Below are 9,630 nucleotides of genomic sequence, written 5' to 3'. Positions count from 1 at the left end.
ACGGCTGATTCTTTTGGCTTTCTGGGATTTGATTCAATCCCAAGATTATTCATAAGTTTGGCAAAATTCTCAGCATCTATAAGTCCAGTGACACGACCAATGTGCTTAGAAAGAACTTCGCTAGTTTCGCAGGCTTGTGATAACCGAATTATAATTTGGTTATTATTCATGACTTCACTCCCTAATTACGAAAAAGAAATAAGGAGAGAATAGGGGTGATTAAATTTCCAGATTTATTTTAGAATATTAGCCCTATTCTCATCCGAGAATTCGCCACTATCCAGTGACCCAAGCCTTTTATAACCAAAGGCTGGAATAGATTATACAGAAAAATAATTTGAATTCAACAATAAAATATTTGCCAATTGCTATGCAGCTTGGAATATTATTTTAAAGTCTTTTTAATTATCACCAATCTAATACCTTACCTTACTCAGTAAGGTGCTTTATCCCCCCGTTTGCCGCATCCAGCATGGCAGGTTTTGTCGGGACTCTCAACACCGTTGGGAGAATTACGATGGTCTAGCCATTTGCATCTGCTGGGCAAACGCCAAACTAGCCCATTAACATTGTCAGCCTCCATCCTCATTGCCATCATCCGCCAGCCGATAACCCACCCCAACCTCGGTCAGCAAATACCGTGGGCGGGCGGGGTTGGCTTCAAGCTTATGGCGCAGTTGCCCCATATAAATCCGCAAATAATGTTGGTCATTGATATGCTCAGCCCCCCAGACCTCCAACAGCAATTGCCTATGGGTAACGACCAGGCCCGCGTGGCGGATCAGGATGCTTAAGAGGCGGTATTCGATGGGCGTTATATGCACTTCGGTTGCCCCCAGAAAGACTTTGCGGCGGGTCAAATCCACTTGCAGTTCGCCCGCTTGGAATATCGCCAAGCAGCCCGCCGCCCGGTTAACCCGCCGCAGCAGGGCTTGCAGGCGGGCGTGCAGTTCGCCGATGCTGAACGGTTTGGTCAGATAATCGTCAGCTCCGGCATCTAAGGCCATGATTTTGTTTTGTTCTTGGCTACGCGCGGACAGCACTAAAATCGGCAGGTCGGCCAGTTGCCGTAAGCGTTTGGTGACGGAAATGCCGTCTATATCCGGCAAGCCTAAGTCGAGGATGACCAAATCCGGGTGGGCGGTCTTGGTATGGGCAATACCAGTTTTGCCGTCTTCAGCCTCCAGCACTTGCCAGCCCCGGTTGCCGAGATTGGTTTTCAGCAAGCGGCGGGTTTGCGGGTCGTCTTCTATCACCAAGATTAAGGGGGCGGTTTTGTTCATCAGGCATCCAAGGCTTCATGCCAGTTTAGCGGCGGTTGCTGGTGGGCGGGCAATTCTATGACGAAGGCCGCGCCTGGACTCTGTTGGCGGGCATAGATGGTGCCGCCATGGGCTTCAATAATCGCCCGGCACAAGGTCAGCCCCAAGCCCACCCCGCTTTGTAGGGAATCCGATTCCAGCCGATAAAATTTAGCAAAGATTTTTTCTTCCATGCCTTTCGGGATGCCTTGGCCGTAGTCGGATACCGTGACGGTTATTGAAGCGGCCAAGCGTTCGGCACTGATGTCCATAGGGCTGTTGGGCGGGGTGTATTTAATGACATTTTCGATCAGGTTGGCCAAAACCTGTTCAAGTAACACCGCATCTATCCATAACAGCGGCAGGTCATCCGGCAGGCAAATCGTGACCGGGCGGTCACCGAGGTTTTTTTCCAATCGGTTTAAGGCGCTGCCGACAATTTCCTCCAAGGCGTTCCATTCTCTGTGCAGGATAATCTCGCCTGTTGTCAGCCGGGCCATATCGAGGATTTTACTGGTTAGTTCTGATATGTGCAGGGCTTCGTCAAGAATCACTTTGTTAAAATCCAACTGTTCGGCTGGGGAAAAATCGCCACGGCTTTCCACTAAGGCGGTGCTGGCGCCGATGATATGGGTCAAGGGTGTCCGTAAGTCGTGGGAGATGGCGCTTAACAGGGCGTTGCGTAAGGCTTCGGTTTCGGCCTGTAGTTTGGCTTTATGGGCCTGTTCGGTTAATCTCAGGCGTTCTAGGGTTTGGGCGATCAGGTTTTTGAAGGTGTCGAAAAACGTCACGGCTTCACGGTCGCCCAGGCCAGAGGTTCTGTTTGCCTGGATCACCAGCACCCCTTGGATAAGCTGTGGGCGTTCTAAGAGGTAATAACAGGTTTTTGCCGTTGCGGATAGCTGGGCGGGTTGCTGGCGTGCGTAGATTTGTTGGGCTGTCGCCAAATCGGCTCCGCGTAGCGAGTGCGTCAATGGCCGGGCTGAAGGGTAATGCAGTTGCCCGTTACTGTCGGCAAACAACACCACTGAACAGGCGGCAAAATCTTCATGGATATGGTTGACGGCAATAATGGCGACGGCTTGTTGGTCGGGTGCGTCGGCTAGGGCTTGGCTTAATCGGTATAATGCATTGGCGCGTTTTTCCCGTTGTTTCGCGAGTGCGGCTTGCAGATGTTGGCTTTCTAAAAAATTGCTGGTGACATTGGCGACCACAATCATGACCGCCAAACCGATGATGTTTTCCAGGTCATTGATGGCGAAGGAAAATATCGGGTGGGCAAAATAAAAGGCAAACACCGGGGCGCTTAAAAACGACGCGATGATCGACGCGCCCCGCCCGTAGCGGCTGGCGACCAAAAACACCCCTAACAGATACGTTATCAGAATACTGGCCGGGCCTAAAATATGCCGTAATGGCCAATCGACCAAGGTGCAGATAAACGGCGCGGCGATGCCCCATAAATAGTTTTGCCAACGGTTAAGGCGGCGGTTACCCAGCGGTTGCCCGCTGGTTGGGCGGTTTGGGGGCGGCTCGTAAGCAGTGTTAAGCAAGTGGCTATTCCAAGGTTGGTGGCGCAACGGGAGCCATGCTTTTAAAAAGACTTGGCATTAACCAAAAAATGCACCCCGATACTGGCAAAGTAACCCAGTATGATGACCGGACACCATTTCAGATGGCTGCTGAAAGTGTATTGGCCTTTGGCTTGGCCTAACAGGCCGATGCCGGGGGCGGAGCCTATCGCCAATAAGCTGCCGCCTACCCCTAGGGTTAAAGTCAGTAACAGCCATTGGCCTTGGGGGATGTCGGGGTTCATGGTCAGCACCGCAAACATTAAGGTGCCGTTATCGACAAAAGCCGACGACAGGCCGATCAGGATGTTGGCGAGGGTCGGGCTTAATTGTCCGAACAACACTTGCGAGATGGCCTCAAGATAACCGATAAAACCTAAACCCGCTATGCCCATCATCGCCCCATAGAAAAACAGCAGGGTGTCCCATTCCAGGCGGCCTATTTTATCGAAAATATCCAACTTATTGGCCAGATCGGCCAAAGCGACATCGCCGCCGCCTAAAAATAAGGCGTTGTCGGCAGGTTTTTGGCTGTCTGGCGGCGTAGTTTTTTGCAGATAAAAATAAAAGAACTGCAATATTGACAAGCCCGCCATCATGCCCGCCGCTGCGGGCAGGTGCAGTTTCATATCATAAATGACCGCCAAGCCGATAGTTACACCAAATAGAAAAATAATCCGTTTCGCGCCCCGCGACAACTGGACTGTCCTTATGGCAATATCCGGTTTGTCTTTAGGCAGGGCAAAGTGCATCGCCAAGGCCGGCACCAGAAAGTTGACCAGACAAGGGATAAACAGTTGGAAAAAGTCGGTAAAACCCAATCTGCCGTGCTGCCAGACAAACAACGTCGAAATCCCGCCTAAGGGGCTGAACGAGCCGCCCGCATTGGTGGCGACAATGATATTGATGCAGGCTAACGACACAAAGCGCGGGCTATCTTTACCTACGGCCACCGCCACCGCCCCCATAAGAAGGCCGGCGGTCAGGCCATTGACGACGCTGGACATAAAAAACACCAAGAAGCCGGTCAGCCAGAACAATTGCCGGTAGCTTAAGTTTTTGCTGACTAGCCAGACTTTCAGGGCATCAAAAATGCGCATGTCTTCCATCGCGTTCAAATAGGTCATGGATACCATGATGAACAACAATAATTCGATATACGTTTGTAAGTTGCTTTTAAAAGCCGCCACCGCCAGCGCGTCGTCGCCCTGTTCCTGATAGACCAGGACAATGACAAACCAAATCAAACCCGCCGCGAGCAGCATGGGTTTGGATTTGCGCAAATGCGTAGATTCTTCAAACATCGCCGCAATATAGGCGATGACCATGACGGCCAAGGAAAAATACCCGGCCCAATTATGGGTCAGGTCAAGAGGTTGTAAGATCGCTGTCATTGTCGGCCTGCCATAAGCGCGTAGGCCCATTTTGCGCTGATTGTCACATTACAATACACCATAATATCCCTTCTGCTAAAACTATCGGATGCCGACCCTATTTGGCATTATCCCTATGGACAACCCCGGCTGACGTTCGTTGATAATTTTAGCGGCATGGATGTAAAAAAAGCGTAAAGATGGGGATTATAGGTTTAGGGGAGATATGGATGCCGTCAGGAATTGAGCGGAGCGCAAAGGTCTTTAGCCTTGGCAGGATGGCTTAAACCCGGTGCGCCGACGTTTAGCCTGCCGTGTGCTTAACGCCGGACTCTACAAGTCCGCCGCCAAGGGCTTAACCCGCCACGGACAACCCGGCCTTAAATGCTTCAATATCCGCAGTAACCCCTAAGACCACCAAAATATCTCCTGCCGTCAGACGGCGGGATGTATCGTCTAGGGCAAAATGCAGTTCTTCCCCTTGGTCGGTATCGACTACGCCGATGAGGATAACATTATACTGGGCGTTCAAGTCCAGCCCGCTGAGGTCGGTATTTTCTAAGTAAGAACCCGGAGGGATGGGCACTTGCACCAAGTTTAGGTCGTGTTGGCCGAACACGGTATGGTCAAGGATATTAGAAATGTCGGGTCGGGTCAGCATTTCATGGAGTTTACGCCCGCAAATCTCATAAGGGTCGATAATTTTATTCGCCCCCGCCGCCAATAATTTTTCTGCCGATTCAGGATCATCAACAATGCTAATGATGGTCAAGTCTTTAGCGAGGGCGCGGGCGGAAATGGTTAAAAACACGTTGTCGGAATCGGTAGGGAAAAAACAGAACAACGTGTCGATATGTTCGCCTATGCCTATCGCTTGCAGTTGGTCGTCGTTACGGAAATCCAGGGTTTGGCAAGTAAAGCCTTGTGCGGTCATCAGGGCGGTTTCGGCGCAGTCTTGGCTGATAAACACTAGGCTATGCTCGGCTTGCTGCAAGCGTTGCATCAGCTCTAACGACATGAGGCTAAACCCAAAAACGGCAATATGTTTCATGATTTACGGCTATTGTTAAAGCGGCTACGCGCAATTTGTTGGCGAAGATGCCCGATGCTGACATCGCGGCCTAACAGCACTAATACATCACCGCTGTGCAGGACAAAATGGGCGGGCGGGTTAAAGTAAAAGTGCTGGTGGCTGACTGGGTAACGGTTTTTATGTTGGTTATGCGCGGGATTATCACTGACGATACCGAGTAACACGAGCTTCCTGCCGATAAAATCCAACTCGGCTAAGGTTTTAGCTTCGATAAAAGAGGGGCCGGTAACGGTTAGGGTGTCAATCATGTATTGTTTTTCTTGTTTTAAGATACCGAAAATGGCTTCAAAAGCGACGGGTTGGCCGATATATTCGGCAGCGACTAAGCCCGCGATGGCAAAAGGCTGGATCACGTCGCTAGCCCCTGCCTGGTACAGTTTTTTGATGGTATCCGGGTTGTTGGCGCGGGAAACGATGCGGATATCAGGGTTTAAATGTCGGCTGCTTAAGGTGATATAGACATTGACGACATCATTGCCAGTGGTGCAGACCACGCTGTTCGCACCTTGGTTAAGGCCTGCTTGGAGCAATACCGCATTTTTGCTGGCATCCGCTTGAATGACCAAATAACCTAGGCGCTTGGCTTTGCTGACATTGTCGGCATTGATGTCGATAATGACAAAATGTTGGCGCTCAGCCTTCAGCCGTGCCGCGAGATGTTCGCCTACCCTCCCGAAACCGCAAATAATCACATAATCGCGGCACCGTTTGAGTTCGGTATAGGTCTGGTTTTCGCGCATATCCTGCATTTTATCATTAAACGCCGACACCATGATGGAGGTCAGGAACGAGAATACCCCCAAGCCGCTTAATATCAACACCATCGCCACTATCCGACCACCCGTCGTGTGCGGGGTTATGTCACCATAGCCGACCGTGGAGACGGTGACGATGGTGAAATAAACCGCATCGAACAAATGTGCGACTTGGCTACTATTGGTCGGTTTTTCAAACAGATAAATGGCGGTGCTGCCGATAAAGACCACAAAGCTTAAAAAAATCGCTAACGTGTACAGTTCAAAACGCTTACTGGCTAAAACTTCGGTGAACAATTTTAGGCTGTTGAAATAGCGGAACAGCTTAAACAGCCGAAAAATCAGAAATAGGCGCAACATCCGCAAAGGCCGGTAACTGGGCAAAATCGCCAATAAGTCAATTAACGCCAGAGGTGAGGACATATAAGCCCATTTTTGCGCAAAAATTTTCCCCAACACCGTTATTAGGCTAAAGGGGATGTTAAGGTAGCGGGTTTTTTCGTAGTGCGCCAAGATAATTTTATGGCAGTCGTTATACAGCCAGCCGCGCAACAAATATTCCAAGGTGAAAATCAGTATCAGCGTTTGCTCGAATTGCATATCTAAGGCCGTTAACGGCGTATCAACCTCGTAAATCAGCAAAAATACGCTGAACATGACTAAGGCGATCATGACAATATCAAAATTCGCTTTTAAACGGCTGTCGGGGTTTTCTAATAAGTTATAGAAAAATTGTTTGGTGTGTCGGTAGTATGGCGAATCTTGCAAAAAATAAGCGATGGAGACAAGTAGTCTGGAGAACATAAGGGATTAACCGCTAAAGCCAAAAGGATAGGTCGTTTAAATTACCATAACTAAATGTTTTAAAAACAAAAAAGGTAAAGTGTTAGAAGGGGATGCCGATGTTGTGACATATTTACTATTTTAAGCCAATTTATCGTGTTAGCATGACAACTCGTTATCTATCATCGGATGGCGGATTTTGGTCGTCCTGCCCGGTTTTTTTAAGCCTGATAGGCTATCAAACAAGGTAAGGCCGTTGGTTGTATTGCTTGACGGCCTGGAAAGTTAACAAAAAACTATAATTAACAAAGGATGTTGTGCCTATGTCAAAACAGTGCCCCCATTGCGCATGCTCAGAAAGCCAGTTACATAAAGCGTTCTGTGTAGATGAAATTTGCCCTTTTTGTGGCCAGCTTCTGGTTTCCTGCGGCTGTATGCCTAACGTGCTGAGACTTACGCCCCAAGAGCAGTATGCCATAACGGCCTATACGGATGTTGAGATGGAGCCGTTAAAAAGCATTAAAGCTAGGTGGAGGCAGGTGTTGGATGATAAAGGGCGTATCCCGTTTACCTAAAACAACGCTTTGCCGCAGTTAGGGCAAGCATTTTGTGTGCCTTGCCGTTTTTCGGTGTGTGCCGGACATGGGTTTTAAGGGAGGAACTGTAGACATTCCATTTGCGGAGCGCCTGGCAGTGCTTGCACGTTGAAGTGGTCGGTGTAGAGGATTTGGTTTTTCGCTTAATAACGCTGAGATAGCCGCACGTTTGCACCATAGCAAGGCGAGTTTATTTGATGTCCATTTCTTCGTCATCCTCTATAATCCCCGGCAGCTTCAGGTTCTTATCAGAACCCGGCTCCAAGGCCTCAACACCACGCAGTTTGCGCTCCATGACTTTAGTGCGGGTGGTCTGTAGAGTCTCTAAGGTATTCGTTGCAGAATTCAGGTGCTTATGCACCGCCGCCAGTTGCTCCGAATATTTGACGAACTCGGTCTTTACTTCCGCCAGCACTTTCCACACTTCACTGCTGCGCTGTTGTACCGCCAACGTTCGAAAGCCCATGTTCAGACTGTTCAGCAATGCCGATAAGGTGGTTGGTCCAGTGATGGTAATCCGGTAATGGCGTTGCAGGCGTTCAAATAGTTTTGGGTGGCGTAGGATTTCTCCGTACAGGCTCTCAATCGGTAAGAACATGATCGCAAAATCGGTGGTGTGCGGTGGGTCTATATATTTGCTGCTGATGTCTTTGGCAAAGCCTTCTACCGCCCTAAGTAGGAGTTTTTGCGCCGCGTCAATTGCCCCGATATTGCCCTCTTCCCATGCGCCCAGCAAGGCTTGGTAGCTTTCCAGCGGAAACTTTGAATCTATCGGCAACCAAACGGTTTTTTCATCGGCTTGGCCGGGCAATTTGACGGCAAATTCAACTACGTCACGACTGCTGTGTTTGGTGGGCACATTCATGGCATATTGGTCGGGTGCGAGGATTTGTTCGAGGATGTTGCCCAGTTGATATTCGCCTAAAATGCCCCGTGCCTTAACATTAGAAAGGACTTTTTTCAAATCTCCCACCCCAATTGCCAAATTTTGCATATCGCCCAAGCCTTTATGGACTTGCTCCAAACGGTCACTAACTTGCTTAAACGATTCGCCCAGCCGCTTCTCTAAGGTCTCGTGCAGCTTTTCGTCCACCGTCCGGCGCATTTCGTTCAGTTGCAGGGTGTTGTCTGCGCGGATGGCTTGCAGTTGTTTGTCGACGGTCTGTTGTACGTCAGTCAGGCTGTGTTTTGCTTGTCGGTTGGTCTCCGCCTGTTGTCTGTTCAATTCGGCAAACTCTAAGCGCAGTTGCTCGTTAAACGCCTTAATGCCTTCGGAAAATTTACCCTCAAACGCTTGTAACGTTGTATTCAATTCCTGACGATTAGTATAAGCATCATTTTTAATGGTCGCGGCAAAAATATCCAGTTGTTGGACGGTCTTATCGCGGAACTCATCCTGTTTTTGGTTGAGCCTGTCACTGGAGGCTTGAAAAGACAAGCTGACGCTGTGCCTGAAATCGTTGGAATGGTTGATGAGCTTTTCTGACAATTCGCCAAACGCGGCACTAAAAGCGTTGAGCTGTTGGTTTTGTAGGGTGCTATTCTCGGCAATACGGTTCAGTAGGGTATCTTGCAGATTTTTAAACACGTCTTGAAGTTCGCGGCGGTTTTCCGCGCTGACCTCACGCCGTTCTTTTCTGGATTCGCTAAAGCCTTGGTTCAGGCTGTTTTCGTTGTTTTGCAGTAAGCGGCTAATATCGTCAAAAGTTGTGTCGGAATGGTTTTTCAGCAGTTTAGTGAGGCGGCTAAGGGCTAACAACAGCATAATGAAAATGCTAAGCAGAAAGGCAAGAATAATCAATAGCAGGGCGGCGGTCATAAGGTCGGTTGCTTGTCGCGGTGATGTTTTCTGATTGTACCTGATTAGGGGACGATTGGCATTTACTTGTTTGGTGTGGATTGCATCATCAAACCATACTCATGAGGTGTCTAATCTGGTCTGATGGGATGGCTATACGCTTCTAAGCAGCACTAGCCTGACGCGTCTTTTGGTGGATCAGGACTTTTACTCGATCATCAAGTTTTTAACATTCGCCCAGACCGCTTTCAAGCCGTCATTCGGCAGCCCTATACTTTAGTGAAGGGGTTGTTTCCATCCGCCCCAAATCCCTGCCGGAAAGGTGCTTTTCGGAAGGCATCAGTTTAAACACGTCCCCTA

Annotated in this window: 6 protein-coding genes; all 6 read right to left on the bottom strand. The window is 49.3% G+C overall.

What is annotated here, in order from left to right:
* Positions 1-572: 572 nt before the first annotated feature.
* The 6 genes from AADEFJLK_RS18240 to AADEFJLK_RS18215 all read right to left on the bottom strand — a co-directional run bounded on the left by AADEFJLK_RS18240 (position 573) and on the right by AADEFJLK_RS18215 (position 9,291).
* Positions 573-1,283, bottom strand: a complete 711-nt coding sequence (locus tag AADEFJLK_RS18240; RefSeq protein ID WP_088620076.1) for a response regulator — start codon at positions 1,281-1,283, stop codon at positions 573-575.
* Entirely contained in the window at positions 1,283-2,854 is a 1,572-nt protein-coding gene (locus tag AADEFJLK_RS18235) for a DUF4118 domain-containing protein (protein ID WP_103975344.1), read from the bottom strand. The genes AADEFJLK_RS18240 and AADEFJLK_RS18235 overlap by 1 nt, the downstream gene beginning before the upstream one ends.
* Positions 2,855-2,895: 41 nt before the next feature.
* The gene (gene nhaD, locus AADEFJLK_RS18230; RefSeq protein WP_249028078.1) at positions 2,896-4,266 is read right to left on the bottom strand and encodes a sodium:proton antiporter NhaD; all 1,371 of its coding nucleotides are present in this window, start codon (positions 4,264-4,266) and stop codon (positions 2,896-2,898) included.
* 334 nt (positions 4,267-4,600) lie between these two features.
* A complete protein-coding gene (locus tag AADEFJLK_RS18225) occupies positions 4,601-5,296 on the bottom strand; it encodes a potassium channel family protein (RefSeq protein ID WP_088620074.1) in 696 nt (231 codons plus the stop codon).
* Positions 5,293-6,897: an NAD-binding protein gene (locus tag AADEFJLK_RS18220; RefSeq protein ID WP_103975285.1), complete on the bottom strand. Its 1,605-nt coding sequence runs from the start codon at positions 6,895-6,897 to the stop codon at positions 5,293-5,295. The genes AADEFJLK_RS18225 and AADEFJLK_RS18220 overlap by 4 nt, the downstream gene beginning before the upstream one ends.
* A 765-nt stretch (positions 6,898-7,662) precedes the next feature.
* On the bottom strand, positions 7,663-9,291 hold the full coding sequence (locus AADEFJLK_RS18215) for a DNA recombination protein RmuC (RefSeq protein WP_103975284.1): 1,629 nt from the start codon (positions 9,289-9,291) through the stop codon (positions 7,663-7,665).
* Between the last annotated feature and the right edge of the window lie 339 nt (positions 9,292-9,630).

This window comes from Methylovulum psychrotolerans (genome assembly GCF_002923755.1).
GTDB lineage: Bacteria > Pseudomonadota > Gammaproteobacteria > Methylococcales > Methylomonadaceae > Methylovulum > Methylovulum psychrotolerans.
Note: the sequence above shows the minus strand (reverse complement) of the source record. Positions and strands in the feature narration are given on the sequence as shown.